This window comes from Pseudarthrobacter sulfonivorans, assembly GCF_031454915.1.
GTDB classification, from domain to species: domain Bacteria; phylum Actinomycetota; class Actinomycetes; order Actinomycetales; family Micrococcaceae; genus Arthrobacter; species Arthrobacter sulfonivorans_C.
In genome coordinates, this window is the sequence record NZ_JAVDRS010000005.1 from 233257 (window position 1) to 251053 (window position 17797).

Sequence of the window (17797 nt, forward strand, 5' to 3'; positions counted from 1 at the left end):
GGTGCTCCTACGCTGCTTCGAGAATTGCTACGACGCCCTGGCCGCCTGCGGCGCAGATGGAAATGAGTCCGCGTGCAGGCCGTCCGTCGACGGTGCCCTTGGCCTGCAGCATCTTGGCGAGGGACACGACGATTCGCCCGCCGGTGGCTGCAAACGGATGGCCCGCGGCCAGGGATGAGCCGTTAACGTTCAGCTTGGTGCGGTCGATGCTGCCGAAGGCCTCGTCCAGCCCCAGCCGGGTGCGGCCGAATTCCTCGTCTTCCCACGCGGCCAAGGTGCTCAGGACAGTCCCGGCGAACGCCTCGTGGATCTCAAAGAAGTCGAAGTCGTCCAGCGTCAGTCCGTTGCGGGCCAACAGCCGCGGCACTGCGAAGGCGGGCGCCATCAGCAGGCCGTCCTTGCCGTGGACGAAGTCCACAGCGGCGGCCTCGCCATCCACCACGGTTGCGAGCATGGGCAGGTCATGTGCTTCGGCCCATTCCGCTGATGCCAGCAGGACGGTGGACGCCCCGTCGGTCAGGGGCGTGGAGTTGCCCGCGGTCATGGTGGCCTCGGCGCCGAGATTCTTGCCGAAGACGGGCTTAAGTGTTGCCAGCTTTTCCAGGGTGGTGTCCGGCCTCAGGTTCGAGTCCTTGGCGAGCCCCCGGTATGGGGTCAGGAGGTCATCGAAGAAACCGGCATCGTAAGCTGCGGCCAGGTTGCGGTGGCTGTTGAAAGCCAGTTCGTCCTGCGCCTCACGCGAAATGTTCCATTGGGCCGTGGTGAGGGCCTGGTGCTCCCCCATGGACAGGCCGGTACGTGGTTCACCGGTACTTGGTGCGTCGGGGGCAAGGTCCTTGGGCCGCAGCCGGCTGAGTACCTGCAGCCGCTGCGGAAGGGACTTTGCGCGGTTAAGGTCCAGGAGTATCTCGCGCAGGCCTTCACTGACAGCAATGGGGGCATCCGACGCCGAGTCCACACCGCCGGCAATGGCCGAATCGATCTGGCCCAGCTTGATCTTGTTGGCCAGGCCAAGAACCGTCTCCAGGCCGGTGGCGCACGCCTGCTGGAGGTCGTAGGCGGGAGTCTCGGCCGATAGTGCTGACCCGAGGACCGCCTCGCGGGTGAGGTTGAAATCCCGGGAGTGCTTCAGCACCGCGCCGGCGGCCACCTCTCCGATCCGCTCATCCTGGAGGCCGAACCTGGCAATCAGACCGTCAAGCGCAGCAGTCAGCATGTCCTGGTTGGAGGACTTGGTGTACGCCCCGCCGGAACGGGCAAAGGGGATCCTGTTACCGCCGACGATCACGGCCCGGCGCACCGGACGCGATGTGCCGGATGCCGCGGGGCTGGTGAATTCATGGGGTCCGGTTGCGGACTGTCCGTTGACGGACATGGGTGTCTCCTCTGATCTGCGACGGTTACCGATACCCAGCGTACCTGATACGCTGGGTATCGTGAACAACCATCCCCCAGAACTCCCGGTGCCGGCAGCGGGCGGAAATGCCGACGGCCGCTCGGCTCGTTGGCAGACCCACCGGGAGGAGCGCCGCCGGGAGCTCATCAAGTCCGCACGGCGGGCGGTCCACGCCCTGGGCAGCGATGCCTCCATGGAGGAGATCGCAGCAGCGGCGGGCACCTCGAAGTCAGTTTTCTACCGCTACTTCGGTGATAAAGCCGGCCTGCAGCAGGCCGTCGGGGAAGTTGTCCTCAGTCAGATGCAGCGCAAGATCCGCGAAGCAGTCCAGGGCGCCCAGACCCCCAGGGAAGGCCTGCTGGCGATGATCTCGGCCTACCTCCAGATGGCGGAAACAAGCCCCAACGTCTACAGCTTCGTCACCCGCTATGCGCCGGTGGACGCGGACAGCACGCACGGGCCGGCCGCGATCTCCGGGGCGCTGGGACACTTTTTTGATTCCATCGCCGAGATGATCGCTGCTCCCATGCGGGCCCACCTGGGCGACGGGCGGGAAGCAGTGATCGGTTACTGGCCCACCGCAGCCATCGGACTGGTAAGGAACGCCGGCGAACAGTGGCTCAGCACCCCGGATTCGGCGTCGAAGCCGGACCAGGAAGCCATGGCACAACAGATCACTTCCTGGCTCTGCGTGGGAATCGCGCCTGAGCTCTCAGAATCAACTGTCAGAACCAACGAAGGACATTGACATGACTGAAGTAGTTGACCGCCCGGGCGGTATCGGCATAGCCCCAACGAACACGGGCATCACCAAGTCAGCCGCAGCGAACCCAGCTGCAACAGGCGCGGCCAACCCGCGGCCCGCCGTCGACGTCGCGGCCCTCGGTGAGCAGCTCCTCGGCAAGTGGGCAGACGCGCGCAGGCACGCGCGCGCCCTGGCGGGCCACCCGGAACTGCATAAGACCGAAGGCCTGACGCATACCGAGCACCGCACCCGGGCGTTCGGGCAGCTGAAGTACCTTGTGGACCACGGCGCCGTGCACCGTGCCTTCCCGGCGGCCCTGGGTGGCGCCGATGACCACGGCGGAAACGTGGCAGGCTTCGAGGAGCTGGTCACGGCAGACCCGTCCCTGCAGATCAAGGCCGGCGTCCAGTGGGGGCTTTTTGGCTCGGCCGTGATGCACCTTGGCACAGCCGAACACCATGCCAAGTGGCTGCCGGGCATCATGAACCTGGAGATCCCCGGCTGCTTCGCCATGACGGAGACCGGCCATGGCTCGGACGTTGCCAGCATCGCCACCACCGCGATGTTCGACGTCGAAACCCAGGAATTTGTGATCCACACACCGTTCCGGGCAGCGTGGAAGGACTACATCGGCAACGCAGCAATCGACGGCTTGGGCGCCGTGGTTTTCGCCCAGCTCGTGACCAAGGGCGTCAACCACGGCGTACACGCGTTCTACGTTGACCTCCGGGATCCCCAAACCAAGGAATTCCTGCCCGGCATCGGCGGCGAGGACGACGGCGTCAAGGGCGGCCTCAACGGTATAGACAATGGCCGGCTGCACTTCGATCACGTCCGCATTCCCCGGACGAACCTCCTTAACCGCTACGGCGATGTGGCGGCCGACGGCACTTATGCATCGTCCATCCCCAGCCCCGGCCGCCGCTTTTTCACCATGCTGGGAACCCTCGTCCAAGGCCGCGTGTCACTCGATGGAGCGGCCGTAGCAGCGTCAAAAATTGCCCTGACCGCCGCCATCCGCTACGCCACCGAACGCCGCCAGTTCAACGCGTCGTCCCACACGGACGAAGAAGTCCTCCTGGACTACCAGCGGCACCAGCGCCGCCTCTTCACACGCCTGGCCACCACCTACGCCGCGGGCTTCGCCCACGAGAAACTGCTCCAGAAGTTCGACGACGTCTTCTCCGGCGCCCACGACACCGACGAGGACCGCCAGGACCTCGAGACCCTCGCGGCCGCACTGAAGCCCCTCAGCACCTGGCATGCCCTGGACACCCTGCAGGAATGCCGCGAGGCCTGCGGCGGTGCGGGCTTCCTGATCGAGAACCGCTTCGCCTCCCTGCGCGCGGACATGGATGTCTACGTCACGTTTGAGGGCGACAACACCGTCCTGCTCCAGCTGGTGGCGAAGCGGCTCCTGGCCGACTACGCCAAGGAGTTCAGGAACGTTGATTTCGGGGTACTGGCCCGTTACGTAGTAGCCCAGGCAACAGGCGTGGCGATCCACCGGACGGGGCTGCGGCAGGTGGCGCAGTTTGTGGCCGATACCGGCTCGGTCCAAAAGGCAGCCATTGCCCTCCGCGACGAGGAGGGGCAGCGGCAGCTCCTCACGGACCGGGTCCAGACCATGGTGGCGGATGTCGGCGCAGCCCTGAAGGGCGCCAGCAGGCTTCCGCTCGAAAAAGGCGCGGCCCTCTTCAATCAGCACCAGAACGAGCTGATCGACGCAGCCCAGGCGCACGCAGAACTCCTGCAGTGGGAGGCCTTCACGGAAGCGCTGGCTGAGGTCCGCGACCCCGGCACAAAAGTGGTGCTGACCTGGCTTCGTGACCTCTTTGGCCTGTCGCTGATTGAAAACAACCTGTCCTGGTACCTCATGAACGGCCGGCTCTCCATGCAGCGGGCGCGTACCGTGGGTGACTACATCAACCGGCTCCTGGTCAAGATCCGGCCCCACGCCCTGGACCTGGTTGACGCCTTCGGCTACGGCGATGAGCATGTGCGGGCCGCTATCGCCACCGGCGCCGAAAAAACGCGGCAGGATGAAGCCCGCGCCTACGTCAGGGCGCAGCGGGCCAGCGGCGACGCTCCCGTCGACGAGAAGGTGCTGCTGGCACGCTCGGCAGCTGCCTTGCGCCCTGCGCAGCGCTGACCGCCCGGACCCGCCTTAGACGGCAACGCGGAGTCACTTCAAGCCCCTCCGAGGCCCAGGGATGGGCGATAAGTGACCCCGCGTTGGATCCGGGATTGCGCATGTACGACGGCGCCGCTCCCCTTTGGTGGGGAGCGGCGTCGTCGTAGTGTTTAGCGTTTGCTAGTACCGGTCCGGTGTCAGGAGAGCACCGAGCGGTAGACCTCAAGGGTTGTCTCCGTGATGGACTCCCAGGAGAAGTGCTCCTCCGCGCGGCGGCGGCCCGCCTGCCCCATGGCACGCGCCCGCTCAGGATCGGACACCACTTCAGTCAGGGCGGCGGCAAACTCGGTCACGAACTTCTCCGGGTCAAGCGGCGTCCCGGTACCATCGGTGACCTGCTCCAGGTCAACCAACAGGCCAGTCTCACCATGCTGGACCACTTCCGGGATACCACCGGTAGCGCTGGCCACAACGGCTGCACCGCAGGCCATGGCTTCGAGGTTCACGATGCCGAGCGGCTCGTAGATCGACGGGCACGCGAACGCGGTTGCGTGGCTGAGGACCTGGATGAGTTCGTGGCGCGGCAGCATCCGCTCGATGAGGATCACGCCGGTCCGCTGCTGCTGCAGCTCCTCAATGAGGCGGGCTGTTTCGGCGGCGAGTTCAGGAGTGTCCGCGGCGCCCAGGCACAGGACCAGCTGGACGTCGGCAGGCAGCTTGGCGGCAGCCCGCAGCAGGTACGGAACGCCCTTCTGCCGTGTGTTCCGGCCGACGAAGACCACGCTTGGCTTCTGCGGGTCGATGCCGAGCGCCCGCACTGCGTCTTCGCCTTCATCGCGCTGCCAGAGCTCAACGTCGATGCCGTTGTGGACCACCTTGACCTTGGCAGGGTCAACGTCCGGGTAGCTGCGCAGGATGTCCTGGCGCATACCCTCCGAGACGGCGATGATGGCAGCCGCTGCTTCATAGGCGGTCTTCTCCACCCAGGAGGACAGCGCGTAGCCGCCGCCAAGCTGCTCGGCCTTCCACGGCCGCAGCGGCTCCAGGCTGTGCGCGCTGAGGACGTGCGGGATGCCGTGCAGCAGTGACGCCAGGTGCCCCGCCATGTTCGCGTACCAGGTATGCGAGTGGACCAGATCGGCTCCCTCGATGTCCGGCACGATCCGCAGATCGACGCCGAGCGTCTGGACGGCCGCGTTTGCTGACCCCAGATCCTCGGGCACGGCATAGGAAGTCACCCCGGCACCGTGGTAGTCAGCGTCGCGGGGCGCCCCGAAGGCACGAACCTGCAGGTCAACGTGCTTACTAAGCACCCTGCTCAACTCGGCTACGTGGACTCCGGCGCCACCGTAAATCTCCGGCGGGAATTCTTTAGTCACAATGTCTATTCGCACGTTACCCAAGGTAGTCCTTCCGCAGTATCTGTTCTAGTGTGAAGTAGTCCGGGCATGCCGGACTGTTTTGGGGAGTTACGAAGGCGTACAGGAGCGACCATAATGCCGTTGAACAAAAAAGTCCTGGCCATTGTCCTTGCAGGCGGCGAGGGAAACCGGCTTATGCCATTGACGGCCGACCGGGCCAAGCCTGCTGTGCCTTTTGCAGGCAGTTACCGCCTGATCGACTTTGCGCTTTCCAACCTGGTGAATTCGCGCTACTTACAAATCGTGGTGCTCACCCAATACAAATCCCACAGCCTTGACCGCCACATTTCCGAAACGTGGCGGATGTCCACGCAGCTCGGCAACTACGTTGCCTCCGTCCCGGCGCAGCAGCGCGTGGGCAAGAGCTGGTTCCTGGGCAGCGCCAATGCCATTTACCAGTCCCTGAACCTGATCCACGACGCCAACCCCGACATCGTCGTCGTTGTTGGCGCGGACCACGTCTACCGCATGGACTTTGCCCAGATGGTGGAGCAGCACGTCCTCAGCGGAGCCAAGGCCACCGTGGCCGCGGTTCGCCAGCCGCTGAACATGGCGAACCAGTTCGGTGTCATCGAAGTGGACCAGACGGATCCGCAGAAGATTGCCGCGTTCGTGGAGAAGCCTGCCACCACACCCGGCCTCGCAGCGGACCCCACCCAGTTCCTGGCCTCCATGGGCAACTACGTGTTCGACGCCGACGCGTTGGTGGATGCCCTGCACGTTGACGCTGAACGGCTTGACACCAAGCACGACATGGGCGGGGACATCATCCCCTACTTCGTTAACCAGGGTGAGGCGGGGGTCTACGACTTCACCCTCAATGACATCCCCGGCTCCACCGAACGTGACCGCACCTACTGGCGCGACGTTGGCACCATCGACTCGTTCTACGACGCACACATAGACCTCATCTCGCCTGTGCCGATCTTTAATCTGTACAACTCGGAATGGCCCATCTACACGCGGCAAAGCATTTCCCCGCCCGCTAAGTTCGTCCGCGGCGAGGGCAATACAGTCGGCTCGGCATTGGATTCCATCGTGGCAAGCGGGTGCGTGATCTCCGGCGGCATCGTGGAGGGTTCGGTGCTCTCCAACGACGTATTTGTCGGCAGGTCCAGCCGAGTGCTCGACTCCGTGCTGATGGACAAGGTCAACATCGGTGAGGGTGCCGTCGTCAAGCGCGCCATCATCGACAAAAACGTCAAGGTCCCGGCGGGGGCCGCAATCGGCCTCGATGCTGACCTTGACCGCGCCCGCGGCTTTAAGGTCACTGAGTCAGGCATTACCGTGCTGTCGAAAGGGCAAATGGTCCCCGAGCCTGAGGAGGCCGAGCGCGCCCTGTCGGCCGCCAACCTCATCCTTGTGCCGGACGCAGTACGGGCCGCCACGGAAACATGGACAGAGTTGAGGGAATCGGCGGAAAAGGTCGCCGAGGTCCACGCCGCCGCCGTCGGCGTCACAGTCCCAGGCCAGTCAACCAAGGCGTAGCGTCCAACAGGAGCCCGGTGCCGTCGGTCCGGGCTCCTTGCAGGCTGTAAAATGGGGGCAATGAGCTCCCCCGATCTGACGCCTGAGGAAATCCAGGCCTGCCTCAAGGTTTTGAACACCATCCACGTCTACGACGAGGAACACCCGGACTATGTCTCGGTACGCCGTGCGACCGGAAAAATGTTCAAGGCAGTCAAGCGCCACCGCCGCGTCACCAAGCGGGACCTCATCTCAGAAGCCGACCGGGCAGTTATTGCCCAGACGGCCACAGCGGCGCCGGACCGCATTGACGACGAAACGCGCGGCAACAAACTGGAGACCTCCGCCACAGGCAAGATTGCCGGACACCTCATCCGGTCCCGGCCCTGCTATATCTGTAAGCGGCACTACACACAGGTGGATGCCTTCTACCACCAGCTCTGCCCGGAATGCGCCGCCTTCAGCCACAGCAAGCGTGACGCCCGCACGGACCTCACGGGCCGGCGGGCGCTGCTCACGGGCGGTCGGGCGAAGATTGGCATGTACATTGCCCTTCGCCTGCTCCGGGACGGCGCCCACACCACCATCACCACCAGGTTCCCCAAGGACGCTGCACGCCGTTTCGCTGCCATGGAAGACAGCAGCGACTGGCTGCACCGGCTCCGGATCGTCGGCATCGACCTGCGCGACCCGTCACAGGTGATGGCCCTGACGGATTCACTGAATGCTGCCGGCCCTCTGGACATCATCATCAACAACGCTGCCCAGACAGTCCGCCGTTCCGGCAACGCCTACAAGCCGCTGGTGGACGCAGAGGACGAAACCCTGCCGGCCGAACTGGAGCCCGCCAACGGTGGCCCGGAGCTGCTGACATTCGGCCATGCCCACGACAAGCACCCCCTGGCCCTCACCAGCACCGTCACCGATCATCCCGTGCTGGCCGGCGACGCCATCACCTCGCTGGCACTCTCCACGGGTTCGGCCTCCTTGGAGCGAATCGCTTCAGGAACAGCGATCGACGCCGGCGGGCTGGTCCCGGATCTGGCCACCATCAACAGCTGGACGCAGGTGGTGGACGAAGTGGATCCGCTGGAAATGCTCGAAGTCCAGCTCTGCAACGTCACGGCACCCTTCCTGCTGGTCAGCCGGCTCCGGGACGCCATGAAGCGTTCCACGGCACACCGGAAATACATCGTGAACGTCTCCGCCATGGAAGGACAGTTCTCCCGGGCCTACAAGGGACCCGGCCACCCCCACACCAACATGGCCAAGGCTGCCCTGAACATGATGACCCGGACCAGCGCCCAGGAAATGTTGGACGCTGACGGCATCCTGATGACGGCTGTGGACACCGGCTGGATCACCGATGAGCGCCCGCACTTCACCAAGGTCCGCCTGATGGACGAAGGTTTCCATGCTCCGCTGGACCTGGTGGACGGTGCCGCCAGGGTCTACGATCCGATCGTGATGGGCGAGAACGGCGAGGACCAGTACGGTGTTTTCCTGAAGGATTACAAGCCCAGCCCCTGGTAGGCAGAAGGACACTGTGCTGGCCGGGGCGGTACAGCGTAGGCTCGCGTCATGAGCAGCGAATCAATTACCGGCGTACATAATCTGGAACACCACGAGTGCTGGGAACTCCTGCGGACGGTCTCCGTGGGCAGGCTTGCGGTCCTCGTGGACGGGCACCCGGACATTTTCCCCATCAATTACACCGTGGACGGCGGAACAGTCGTCTTTCGCACCGGCCAGGGAACAAAGCTGGCCGGCGCCTCCGGAGGTGCCGCCGTGGCGTTGGAAGCCGACGGCGTGGACGCCGCCAGCGGCCTCGCCTGGAGCGTGGTGCTCAAGGGGCCCGCTAAGGAAATCAAAGGCACCGAGGGGGTCCTTGATACTGCTGCCCTCTATCTGTTCCCCTGGCAGGCCGGCAAGAAAGACACGTTCGTCCGCGTCAGCCCTGACACGCTGACGGGACGCCGGTTCAAAGTCACCGCTCCGATGACGTGGTGGACCCAGCTGAGCGGGGCCGCCAAGGCCGCCCCGGAGTGACTCCGGCGGGCACGCAGCCTAGGCGAGCCGGGTGATCTCCACGCTCACGCTCAGCGCGGATCCCCCGCCGCCGGACAAAATGCCCTTCAGCGGCGGCACGTCGCGGTAGTCACGGCCCCTTGCCACGGTGACATGGAAGTCGCCCGCGGGTTTGTGGTTGGTGGGGTCCCAGCTCCGCCAGTCCCCGTCCCAGAACTCCAGCCACGCGTGCGACTGGCCGGCAACGGTCTCGCCGATGTCCGCCGTCGACCGCGGATGCAGGTAGCCCGAAACGTACCGGGCGGGGATGCCGCAGCTGCGCAGCGCACCAATGGCAAGGTGCGCAAGGTCCTGGCAGACGCCTTGCCGCTGGCCCCAGGCTTCCTCGGCGTTGGTGGTGACCGCTGTGGAGCCGGACATGTACGTCATCTCCCCGCGCATCCACTCAAAGACCGCCATGGCAGCCTCATGCGGGTTCTTGCCCGCCACCACACCGGGAATGATACCCAGCACTTCGTCGCCCGGGCGGCTGAGCTGCGACTGCGGCAGCCAATCGCTGAAAGTGTTCAGCGATTCGTCAGAGGACAGTACGTCCCAGCCGACGATGTCGGCGTCAGCTGGGATCTTTTCGGCCCGGTGCACTTCAACGGTGCTGTTGGAAATGACCTCGAGGTGCTCGTGCGGCATCTGCATGTCAAAGGCAGTGACCCTGGTGCCCCAATAATCCCGGTAGTTGCTCACAGCCGCCTGCGACGGCGAGACCTTGAGTACCGATTCCAGGACCACCTGCTGGGGATCCGTCAGCGGGGTCACGCGGGCCTCGTTATAGGACAGCGTGACGCGCTTGTTGTACTTGTAGGCCGTGGTGTGGATGATATTTAGCCGGGTCATGAAACTTCTCCCACCCAGGCCAGCTCGTCCGCCTGATTGAAATATTTACGGGAAATGGCGTCCGAGGCCTGGGCTACAGCCTTCTGTACGCGTTCCATGTGCTCGGGCAGTTCGGACATCAGATCGTCGGTCCGGTGGAACTCAAGGAAGGTGCGGGCCTGGCCCACGATCCGGCGGGCGTCGTTGATGAATCCCACGCGCTGCGCGGACGGATCCAGCTTGGCGAGGCACTCGTCAGCGTCACGCAGCGCGTAGACGATGGACCGTGGAAAAAGCCGGTCCAGCAGGAGGAACTCGGCGGCGTGCTGGTCTCCGAAGGCGGCCCGCCGGGTCCGCAGGAAGGACTCGTAGGCGCCGGCGCAGCGCAGCATGTTGACCCAGGACATTCCGGCGGAGAGGACATCCCGGGTGGAAAGCATCCGGGCGGTCATGTCGGCACGCTCCAGGGAACGGCCCAGTACCAGGAACAACCAGCTTTCGTCGTGGCTCACGGTGGTGTCGGCCAGGCCGCTGACCATGGCCGTCCGCTCCAGCGTCCAGTTGCAGAACCGGTACGTCCCCACCACGTCCTTGCGGTGCTGGCTCAGCCCGTAGTAAGTGGTGTTCAGGCTTTCCCACAGGCCCGAGGACACGGTCTCGCGGGCACGGCGTGCGTTCTCGCGTGCCGCGCCGAGGGATCCCGCGATGGACGTGGCGCTGGTCTTGTCGTAAGCCAGCGCGTGCAGGAGTTCGGGCAGGCCGAAGTCCTCGCTCTGCGGACGGGCACCCATGACGGCGAGCAGCTCCTGGGCCACCCGGCGGCGTTCGTCCATGGGGAGGTGGTTGAGGCGCTCCAAATGCACGTCCAGGATGCGTGCTGTACCGTCGGCCCGCTCTACATAGCGTCCGATCCAAAAAAGGGACTCAGCAATACGGCTAAGCATTCGCGGTGACCTCCTGCACGTCTGAAATCTGTGGGGATGAACCCGTGAACAATTGTGCCGGTTCCACAGCCCGGCTCACTGCTGCTGCTCCGACTGGCGGTCGCGCCAGTTGCTTTCCACTGGCCAGACGGAAACCCGCTCGCGGATGGAAATCGAGGGCCGCGGGACTGTCTCCACGGGCACCTGGGGTGAGTCTGCCAGCACCCAGGTGTCCTTTGAGCCACCGCCCTGGCTGGAATTAACAATCAGGGAGCCCTCCTTGAGCGCCACCCTGGTGAGCCCGCCGGGCAGAACCCAGACGTCGTCGCCGTCGTTCACTGCGAAGGGGCGAAGGTCCACGTGGCGGGGGCCGAACTTGTCCCCGCCCAAGGTGGGGACAGTGGAAAGCTGCAGGACAGGCTGGGCAATCCAGCCGCGGGGGTCCGCAATGACCCGCTGCCGCAGGGCTTCCAGTTCATCCTTGGAGGCGTCCGGCCCGATCACCAGGCCTTTGCCGCCGGACCCGTCCACAGGCTTGACCACGAGCTCGGCAATGTTGTCCAGGACATACTCCCGGGCATCCTTTTCCTCAAGACGGAAGGTGTCCACGTTCGCGATGATGGGTTCTTCGCTGAGGTAGTAGCGGATGAGGTCCGGAACATAGCTGTAGACGAGCTTGTCATCCGCCACGCCGTTGCCCACGGCATTGGCGATGGTCACGCCGCCGGCGCGGGCGGCGTTGACCAGGCCGGGGCAGCCGAGCATGGAGTCCGAGCGGAACTGCAGCGGGTCCAGGAATTCGTCGTCGATCCGTTTGTAGATCACGTCCACGCGCTGTTCGCCGGCTGTGGTGCGCATGTAGACGCGGTTGCCGCGGCAGATGAGGTCGCGACCCTCCACGAGCTCCACGCCCATCAGGCCGGCCAGCAGGGTGTGCTCAAAGTAGGCGCTGTTGAAGACACCCGGGGTCAGGACCACTACCGTGGGATCGTCGACGCCGGCGGGCGCCGTTTTGCGCAGCGCCGACAGCAGCCGGCGCGGGTATTCTTCCACGGGCCGGATGAGCTGCTGGCCAAATGCTTCAGGCAGGCCCTTGGCCATGGCGCGCCGGTTTTCCAAGACGTAGCTGACACCGGACGGCACCCGCACATTGTCTTCCAAGACGCGGAAAGTGCCTGCTGCGTCACGCACCACGTCGATGCCGGAGATGTGCACACGGACACCGCCTGCGGGCTCGAAGCCGTGCACCTGGCGGTGGAAGTGGGCGCTGGTGGTAACGAGCTGGCGTGGGATCACGCCGTCGGCCACCACGTTCATCTTGTCGTAGACATCGTTGAGGAAGGCTTCCAGGGCCCGGACGCGCTGCGCCACGCCCTTTTCCAGCACGGTCCACTCATCAGCAGGGATAACGCGCGGAACGATGTCGAGCGGAAACGGCCGCTCCTCCCCCGCGAAGTCGAAGGTCACACCGCGGTCCAGGAACGTCCTTGCCATGGAGTCCGCCCGGGCGCTGACGTCAGCGAGGGAGAGCTTGCTAAGGGCATCGGCCACCTGGCCGTACGACTCGCGGGCTTCCTGGCCGGGGGCGAACATCTCGTCGTAGGCGCCGGTCCGCCCGGCGGCCACGGAGTAATCCTGGAATAGGTCTGACATGTCCTTTAGCCAACCATCTTTTTGTTTCGAATTCATTACTGCCACCCATTGTGGCGTGTTGCGAGGCCGCCGCCGGTTCGTTGAATCCGCGCGGCATCCGGCAAGGTAGGTGAGTGCCAGAGAAGACTAACGCAGGGAGCAGCCGAACCGGAGGGAACGGTGGCCCGCGTCGTGGACCCCGCCGCTGGCGGCCGCGGGATGCCGACAGGCTCGTTCCGGGCCTTGTGACGGCCGCTGTAGCGCTGGCGGTGGCCTTTGCCGTGCATGCCGTTGTGCCCGTCCTTCCTGCCATGACGGTTGCGGTGGCTTTGGGCCTGCTTGCCGCGAACCTTCCCGGCACGGCGGTGTGGATCGCTGGCCGGGCGCGGCCGGGACTGGACTTCGCGGGAAAGCACCTGATGCGGGGCGGCATCATCCTGCTGGGCCTCAAGGTGAGCATCATGGACATCCTGGGCCTGGGCTGGCTGGCCATGGCCCTGATCACCGGAGTAGTGCTGCTGAGTTTCGGTGGCACCTACCTGCTGGTGCGCCTGTTCCGGTTGCCGCGTGAGACAGCGCTCCTGGTGGCTACCGGGTTTTCGATCTGCGGGGCGTCCGCCATCGGCGCCATGGCGGCAGTGCGCCGCATCCGGCACGTGGACACAGTCCTGCCCGTGGCGCTGGTGACGCTGTGCGGCACCCTGGCGATCGGCCTGCTGCCGCTCCTGATGCATCCACTGCAGCTGAGCCCCCTGGCTTTCGGCGCATGGACGGGCGCCTCGGTGCACGACGTCGGCCAGGTGGTGGCCACGGCGCAGACCGCAGGCACCGCGGCACTGGGAATCGCCGTCGTCGTCAAACTCACGCGCGTGCTGCTGCTGGCCCCGGTGGTGGCGGTGGCCGGCCTGCACCACCGTGCCAGCAGCGTTCCGGACCAGCAGTCACTGCCGCCCGTGATCCCCCTGTTTGTGATCGGGTTCGTGGCCATGGTGGCGCTCCGGTCCACCGGCTGGCTTTCCACCGGCTGGCTCGAGGCCGGCGCGGGGCTCCAGGACGTGCTGCTGGGCGCGGCACTGTTCGGGCTCGGATCGGCCGTGCGGATCCGGACGCTCCTGTACACCGGTGCCCGGGCGCTGCTGGCGGCGCTGGCGGCCTGGCTGCTCATCGCGCTGCTGGGCCTGGCCGCGGCTTTGGTGATCACCGCCCAGCCCTGAGCCAGCCGGGATCCCGCCGTGATCCGTTGCCGGGATCCCGTGATTAGATAGCCGGGTGCCACATGAGAATCTGCAGCGCAGCGAAGCCGCGCAACGTTCAGCCCTGATCACCACGCACAGCTACGACGTCTCCCTGGACGTGAGGCAGGCCGCGGATCCGGACGTGGCGGGGTACGCCAGCCGCAGCGTCATCAGCTTCTCGGCTGCGGAGCCCGGCCAGGGGCAGACAGCGTCCACATTCCTGGATTTCATCTGCAGCGAGGTCCACAGCGTGGTCCTCAACGGCGAGGAGCTGCCGGTGGCGGACGTTGTGGACGGATCCCGCATCCGGCTGGACAACCTGCTGGCGGAGAACCAGGTCACCGTTACCGGCACTTCCCTCTACAGCCGTTCCGGTGAAGGCATGCACCGCTTCGTGGACCCGGCCGACGGCCAGTGCTACCTCTACACCCAGTACGAGCCCGCCGATGCCCGGCGCGTGTTCGCCAACTTCGAGCAGCCCGACCTCAAGGCCGAATTCACGTTCCATGTGATGGCGCCGTCGGGCTGGGAGGTCGCTTCCAACGGGGTCGAGGCCGCCCGGACCCGGCTGACCGGCGATCCTGACACCAGCCGCTGGGACTTCGCCAGTACCAAGCCAATGTCCACCTACATCACCACCGTGCTCGCCGGACCCTACTTCAAGGCCCAGGACCACTGGAGCGCAACGCTCGACGACGGCACGCAGCTGGAAGTGCCGCTGGCACTCTACTGCCGGGCATCCATGGCGGATTCCTTCGATGCCGCGGAGCTCTTCGGCCTGACCAAGAGCGGACTGGACTTCTTCAACAGGCTCTTTGGCCTGCCTTACCCCTGGGGAAAGTACGATCAGGCTTTTGTGCCCGAATACAACCTGGGCGCCATGGAAAACCCGGGACTCGTCACCTTCACCGAAAGCTACGTCTTCACGTCCCGGGCCACCGATGCCCAGTACCAGGCACGCGCGAACACGCTGATGCACGAAATGGCGCACATGTGGTTCGGTGACCTGGTCACCATGCAGTGGTGGGACGACCTGTGGCTGAAGGAATCGTTCGCCGACTACATGGGCACCCTGGGCGTTGACCGGGCCACGGCATGGGAGACCGCCTGGGTGAGCTTCGCGAACAAGCGCAAGGGCTGGGCCTACGTCCAGGACCAGTTGCCCACCACCCACCCGATCGTTGCGGACATCCCCGACCTTGAGGCCGCCAAGCAGAACTTCGACGGCATCACTTACGCCAAGGGCGCCTCCGCGCTCAAGCAGCTGGTGGCGTACGTGGGGTTTGACGCGTTCATCGCCGGTTCGCGGCAATATTTCCGCGATCATGCCTATGGGAACACCACCTTGGCGGACCTGCTGGCCGCCCTGAGCGCGTCTTCCGGCCGGGATCTGGCCGGCTGGGCGGCGCAATGGCTTCAGACCTCCGGAATCTCAACCCTGTCGCTGGACATAGCAGCCGACGGCGGCGTTATGGGCTCTGTGACGATCGTCCAGGATGCGCTGGACCCCGTCACCGGACGGCAGGAACTGCGGCCGCACAGGCTCCGCGCAGGCCTGTACAACACCGACGGCTCCGGTGCCCTGGTCCGGACCGGCAGCATCGAGACAGACGTTGTGGGCAGCAGGACCGAGGTGACGGAACTCGCCGGCGAGCCGCAGCCCGAGCTGCTGCTTCTCAACGACGAAGACCTCACGTATGCCAAGGTCCGGCTGGACCCGGTGTCCGAGGCTACCGTGCTCTCGTCCCTGGACCGGATCGCCGACCCCATGGCACGGGCCCTGTGTTGGACAGCGTTGTGGAACTCCGCCCGCGACGCGGAAACCCCCGCAACCCGCTACGTGGACGCCGTCACAGCGTTCGGCCCGTCGGAAACCGGGATCGGCGTGCTGCTGAACATCCTCGAGAACGCCTCCACCGCCGTCGAGCACTACACCCCGGTGTCCCGACGCGAGGCTGCGGGGCGTCGATTCCTAGCCGCGGCCGATGCCCAGCTCGATAAGGCGGTTCCGGGCTCCGACCACCAGCTCGCCTGGGCGCGGACGGTGGCTGCCGTCAGCCGGCGCGACGACGCCCTCCTCCCGCGGCTCAGAGGCCTCCTGGACGGCACTGAAGAGGTTGAAGGACTGGCGGTGGACGCCGAGCTCCGCTGGAACATCTGGCATGCGCTGGCGGCCAATGGCCAGGCCACCGTGGCCGAGCTGGACGCCGAACTGGCGCGGGACACCACGGCCTCAGGCCGGGCAGGCCACGCCACGGCCCTCGCCGCCCGGCCGGACCACGACGTCAAGGCGGGCGCCTGGAAAGACGCCGTCCATGGTACGGAACTGTCCAACCAACTCCTCAGCGCCACGATCGCCGGTTTTACCACCGCACCGGCTGCTCTCCTGGATCCTTACGTGGAACCGTATTTCGAGTGCCTGCGCGACGTGTGGGATAACCGGAGCATCGAGATCGCCAGCCGGATCGTCAAAGGTCTCTACCCGTCGGCGCAGGACCTGCCGGCGGATGGCACCCGGCCGGAAGAGCAAGCGGTGGTTCTCCGCACCGATGCCTGGCTGGGTACGAACACCGATGCACCCCGGGCCCTGCGCAGGATCATCGTGGAGCAGCGAAGCCACCTGCTCCGGGCGCTCACCGCCCAGGCCGCATCGAGTGCTCCGTAATGGACGTTTAGACGCCTGAAAACGACTCTGGGCCCACGCCGGCGGGGTTCCCTGGCCGAGCTTGCGAGGCGAGGGTGCCCGGTGGGGAGCAACCGATGGGTTAGGGGACGCGGTGCAGCCACTCCCCTGTGCCGAACTTGGTGGTCACCCGTTCGCGGGCGGCGGCCAGTTCTGCAGCTGTCAGTTCCGAGGGAGTGGCGGCGTACCGTTCGGTGAAGACCTCCATCATGGCCGCGATGATGTCAGTGCGGGCCAGTCCGGTCTGGCGTCGCAGCGGGTCCACGCGCTTCTTGGCGCTGCGGGTGCCCTTGTCCGAGAGCTTTTCCTTGCCGATGCGGAGGACCTCCACCATCTTGTCGGCATCGATGTCGTAGCTCATGGTGACGTGGTGCAGCATGCCGCCATTGGCCAGGCGCTTCTGCGCGGCGCCGCCGATCTTGCCCTGCTCCGTGGCGATGTCGTTCAGGGGCACATAAAAGGCGCTAATGCCGAGCTTCTCCAGCGCGGCCATCACCCAGGCGTCCAGGAAGGCGTAGGAGTCCGCGAAGCTGATCCCGTCCACGAGTGTCTGCGGCACGTAGAGGGAGTAGGTGATGCAGTTGCCGGCCTCCATAAACATCGCTCCGCCGCCGCTGATCCTCCGGACCACCGTGATGCCGTGCCGGGCGACGCCGTCGGGATGCAGTTCATTCCGGACCGACTGGAAGCTGCCGATCACCACGGAGGGTTCTTCCCAGTCCCAGAACCGCAGCGTGGGGTTCCGTCGGCCTGCGCCCACCTCCTCGGTGAGCACCTCGTCGAGGGCAACGTTGACGTGTGTGGGCAGCACCGTGGGGGCGATGATGTTCCAATGGTGGTCGCCCCAGGAGGTGGCCTGCGCCAGGGCGCGGCGGACAGTGACCGCAACGGCGTCGGCCGTAAAGCCGAACAGGACGGCGTCCGGCGGAAGTGAAGCGGTGACGGCCGCGGACAAGTCCGCCGCCGTCGTGCTTTCCGGAAGTCCCGTCAGAGCCCGGTTGATCTCCGGCAGCGCTTCGTCGGGTTCGAGAAAGAAGTCACCGCTGACGGACACGTCCGCCAAAACGCCGTCCACGATGTCGAGGTCAACCACAACCAGCTTGCCGCCGGGAACCTTATATTCGCCGTGGCGGCGGCCGGTGCGGTCTTTAGCTGGTCCTGGGGTGAGCGTCATGCGTTCCATCCTGCCCCACACCGCAGTTGTCCCCGAAACGCGAAAAACCCGCACCGTAGCCGGTGCGGGCTTTCCAAAGAACCTTGCGG

General features: G+C 65.5%; 13 protein-coding genes. 7 read left to right on the forward strand and 6 right to left on the reverse strand.

Annotated features, from left to right (window positions below):
• Positions 1 to 7 precede the first annotated feature (7 nt).
• Positions 8 to 1375 carry an acetyl-CoA C-acetyltransferase gene (locus J2808_RS13485; protein ID WP_309817349.1) on the reverse strand — a complete coding sequence of 456 codons (1368 nt, stop codon included), beginning with the start codon at positions 1373 to 1375 and terminating at the stop codon, positions 8 to 10.
• Here J2808_RS13485 and J2808_RS13490 point away from each other — a divergent pair.
• Together J2808_RS13490 and J2808_RS13495 are read left to right on the forward strand one after the other, a co-directional pair.
• A complete protein-coding gene (locus tag J2808_RS13490; protein ID WP_309817352.1) occupies positions 1374 to 2144 on the forward strand; it encodes a TetR/AcrR family transcriptional regulator in 771 nt (256 codons plus the stop codon). The two genes, J2808_RS13485 and J2808_RS13490, sit on opposite strands and share 2 nt — an antisense overlap.
• A gap of 1 nt (position 2145) precedes the next feature.
• Positions 2146 to 4293, forward strand: coding sequence for an acyl-CoA dehydrogenase family protein (locus J2808_RS13495; RefSeq protein ID WP_309817355.1), 2148 nt, complete (start codon positions 2146 to 2148; stop codon positions 4291 to 4293).
• A gap of 179 nt (positions 4294 to 4472) precedes the next feature.
• Here the strand turns inward: J2808_RS13495 and glgA are convergent, their stop codons facing one another.
• The gene (glgA, locus tag J2808_RS13500) at positions 4473 to 5669 is read right to left on the reverse strand and encodes a glycogen synthase (RefSeq protein WP_309817358.1); all 1197 of its coding nucleotides are present in this window, start codon (positions 5667 to 5669) and stop codon (positions 4473 to 4475) included.
• Positions 5670 to 5771: 102 nt separating this feature from the next.
• On the opposite strand from glgA, the gene glgC reads away from it, so the two are divergent.
• The 3 genes from glgC to J2808_RS13515 are packed head-to-tail and all read left to right on the forward strand — an operon-like array spanning position 5772 to position 9212.
• On the forward strand, positions 5772 to 7184 hold the full coding sequence (gene glgC, locus J2808_RS13505) for a glucose-1-phosphate adenylyltransferase (protein ID WP_309817363.1): 1413 nt from the start codon (positions 5772 to 5774) through the stop codon (positions 7182 to 7184).
• Between the two features lie 60 nt (positions 7185 to 7244).
• Positions 7245 to 8696, forward strand: a complete 1452-nt coding sequence (locus tag J2808_RS13510) for an SDR family NAD(P)-dependent oxidoreductase (RefSeq protein WP_309817366.1) — start codon at positions 7245 to 7247, stop codon at positions 8694 to 8696.
• Between the two features lie 48 nt (positions 8697 to 8744).
• Positions 8745 to 9212: a pyridoxamine 5'-phosphate oxidase family protein gene (locus J2808_RS13515; RefSeq protein ID WP_309817368.1), complete on the forward strand. Its 468-nt coding sequence runs from the start codon at positions 8745 to 8747 to the stop codon at positions 9210 to 9212.
• Positions 9213 to 9230: 18 nt separating this feature from the next.
• On the opposite strand, the gene J2808_RS13520 is transcribed toward J2808_RS13515, so the two are convergent.
• The 3 genes from J2808_RS13520 to J2808_RS13530 all read right to left on the reverse strand — a co-directional run bounded on the left by J2808_RS13520 (position 9231) and on the right by J2808_RS13530 (position 12637).
• On the reverse strand, positions 9231 to 10082 hold the full coding sequence (locus J2808_RS13520) for a transglutaminase family protein (protein WP_309817370.1): 852 nt from the start codon (positions 10080 to 10082) through the stop codon (positions 9231 to 9233).
• Positions 10079 to 11005 carry an alpha-E domain-containing protein gene (locus J2808_RS13525; protein WP_111909491.1) on the reverse strand — a complete coding sequence of 309 codons (927 nt, stop codon included), beginning with the start codon at positions 11003 to 11005 and terminating at the stop codon, positions 10079 to 10081. The genes J2808_RS13520 and J2808_RS13525 overlap by 4 nt, the downstream gene beginning before the upstream one ends.
• 75 nt (positions 11006 to 11080) lie before the next feature.
• Positions 11081 to 12637 carry a circularly permuted type 2 ATP-grasp protein gene (locus tag J2808_RS13530; RefSeq protein ID WP_309817371.1) on the reverse strand — a complete coding sequence of 519 codons (1557 nt, stop codon included), beginning with the start codon at positions 12635 to 12637 and terminating at the stop codon, positions 11081 to 11083.
• A 224-nt stretch (positions 12638 to 12861) separates the two neighbouring features.
• Here J2808_RS13530 and J2808_RS13535 point away from each other — a divergent pair, with 224 nt between their 5' ends.
• Positions 12862 to 13830, forward strand: coding sequence for a YeiH family protein (locus tag J2808_RS13535; RefSeq protein WP_309817373.1), 969 nt, complete (start codon positions 12862 to 12864; stop codon positions 13828 to 13830).
• Between the two features lie 55 nt (positions 13831 to 13885).
• Positions 13886 to 16516: an aminopeptidase N gene (gene pepN, locus J2808_RS13540; protein ID WP_309817376.1), complete on the forward strand. Its 2631-nt coding sequence runs from the start codon at positions 13886 to 13888 to the stop codon at positions 16514 to 16516.
• 100 nt (positions 16517 to 16616) lie between these two features.
• Here pepN and J2808_RS13545 read toward each other — a convergent pair whose 3' ends face one another.
• Positions 16617 to 17708: a lipoate--protein ligase family protein gene (locus J2808_RS13545; RefSeq protein WP_309817379.1), complete on the reverse strand. Its 1092-nt coding sequence runs from the start codon at positions 17706 to 17708 to the stop codon at positions 16617 to 16619.
• Between the last annotated feature and the right edge of the window lie 89 nt (positions 17709 to 17797).

Coding starts and splice junctions, on each gene's coding strand:
- glgC (WP_309817363.1), top strand. CDS start 5,772: ATGCCGTTGAACAAAAAAGTCCTGGCCATTGTCCTTGCAGGCGGCGAG.
- J2808_RS13485 (WP_309817349.1), bottom strand. CDS start 1,375: ATGTCCGTCAACGGACAGTCCGCAACCGGACCCCATGAATTCACCAGC.
- J2808_RS13495 (WP_309817355.1), top strand. CDS start 2,146: ATGACTGAAGTAGTTGACCGCCCGGGCGGTATCGGCATAGCCCCAACG.
- J2808_RS13520 (WP_309817370.1), bottom strand. CDS start 10,082: ATGACCCGGCTAAATATCATCCACACCACGGCCTACAAGTACAACAAG.
- J2808_RS13510 (WP_309817366.1), top strand. CDS start 7,245: ATGAGCTCCCCCGATCTGACGCCTGAGGAAATCCAGGCCTGCCTCAAG.
- J2808_RS13525 (WP_111909491.1), bottom strand. CDS start 11,005: ATGCTTAGCCGTATTGCTGAGTCCCTTTTTTGGATCGGACGCTATGTA.
- J2808_RS13530 (WP_309817371.1), bottom strand. CDS start 12,637: ATGTCAGACCTATTCCAGGATTACTCCGTGGCCGCCGGGCGGACCGGC.
- J2808_RS13515 (WP_309817368.1), top strand. CDS start 8,745: ATGAGCAGCGAATCAATTACCGGCGTACATAATCTGGAACACCACGAG.
- J2808_RS13490 (WP_309817352.1), top strand. CDS start 1,374: ATGGGTGTCTCCTCTGATCTGCGACGGTTACCGATACCCAGCGTACCT.
- J2808_RS13545 (WP_309817379.1), bottom strand. CDS start 17,708: ATGACGCTCACCCCAGGACCAGCTAAAGACCGCACCGGCCGCCGCCAC.